Raw genomic sequence first — 1,130 nt, forward strand, 5'->3', positions numbered from 1 at the left:
TTGCTGGCCAGCCGGTCGCTGCGCACCACACTGGTCGGCGCCACCGCCACCTGGCCGGGGCTCACCGGTCCGCTGCTGCGCCAGTTCGTGCACCGCCGGGACGCAGTGACCGACGCGCTGCTGCCCGCCTACCGGCTGCCGTTCGCCCGCACCGCGTTCAGCCAGCGGCTCGGCGACTGGGCCGCGGCCTTCGCGCAGGCGAGCTGCGAACCGGCCGAGAGTCTGCGGCCCGAGCGGCTCACCGCCTGGGCCGCACGCGGCCTGCCGGTGGCGCTGGTCTGGGGCGAGGAAGACCGCATCACGCCGCTGGCCCAGGGGCACGCGCTGCAGCGCTGGATGCCGGGCGCGACGCTCGCCGTGCTGCCGGACGTGGGCCACATCCCGCACATCGAGAGTCCGGAGGCCTTCGCCACGGCGCTGATCGGCGTGCTGGGCCCGCCGCGCTGAAGCCGCACCACGGGCATGGGCGCCTGCTGCCGGTCCGCACGGTCAGGCGTTCCGATGCGCATCGACGGCCGCGTTGCGATGCCGCGCGCCACGGGCCGTACCGATCAAAGCACGGGTGTCGGCGGAAAGCCCGCGTCGCGCAGCGCGTGCTCGAGCTGCGCGCGCGGCACGCCGGTCTCCACGCGCACGCGGTGCGTCGGCAGTTCGGCCTGCACCTTGGCGTCGGGGTCCAGCGCAGTGATCGCCTTCGTGATGGCGCCGACGCAGTGGCCGCAGCTCATGTCCTTGATCTCGAACTCGATCATCTGCATCTCCTGGCAGGCAATGGAAGGGCCCCGATCTTCGACGTTGCCCCGGTGGGAAGGTCAAGCGGCGGCCAGCACCCTGTCTTGCGTGAGGTCAATGGCGGCGGGTTTGACTTTGCCATGATGGGAAGGTCGAGACTGCACCCATGATGAACACCGCTGCGTCGCCCCCGCTGACCCTCAGCATCGAAGGCATGAGCTGCGCATCGTGCGTGCTGCGCGTGGAGAAGGCGCTGAAGAAGGTGCCCGGCGTCACCGAGGCCGTCGTGAACCTGGCGACCGAGACCGCGCAGGTGCGCGCCGCGCCCGGCACGCTGCCCAGCGTGCTGGAGGCCGCGGTGCACGCGGCCGGCTACGAGGCCCATGCTGCGCCGGCGG

General features: G+C 72.5%; 3 protein-coding genes. 2 read left to right on the forward strand and 1 reads right to left on the reverse strand.

Annotation, left to right across the window (positions count from 1 at the left end):
* Nucleotides 1-447 (forward strand): alpha/beta fold hydrolase (locus Y694_RS21935; RefSeq protein ID WP_036251858.1); only part of this gene is annotated, 447 nt, incomplete at its 5' end.
* A 104-nt stretch (nt 448-551) separates the two neighbouring features.
* Here Y694_RS21935 and Y694_RS21940 read toward each other — a convergent pair.
* Complete coding sequence (locus tag Y694_RS21940; RefSeq protein ID WP_011831109.1) at nt 552-752, reverse strand: heavy-metal-associated domain-containing protein; 201 nt, start codon at nt 750-752, stop codon at nt 552-554.
* Between the two features lie 146 nt (nt 753-898).
* Between Y694_RS21940 and Y694_RS21945 the strand changes: the two genes are divergently transcribed.
* Nucleotides 899-1,130, forward strand: a 232-nt coding sequence (locus Y694_RS21945; RefSeq protein ID WP_036236750.1) for a heavy metal-associated domain-containing protein, incomplete at its 3' end; no start/stop codon positions are given.

This window comes from Methylibium sp. T29-B (genome assembly GCF_000576225.1).
GTDB classification, from domain to species: Bacteria; Pseudomonadota; Gammaproteobacteria; order Burkholderiales; family Burkholderiaceae_C; genus Methylibium; species Methylibium petroleiphilum.

Bases quoted from the DNA above. Each gene is read 5' to 3' on its own strand.
- Y694_RS21940 (WP_011831109.1), bottom strand. From the start codon at position 752: ATGATCGAGTTCGAGATCAAGGACATGAGCTGCGGCCACTGCGTCGGC.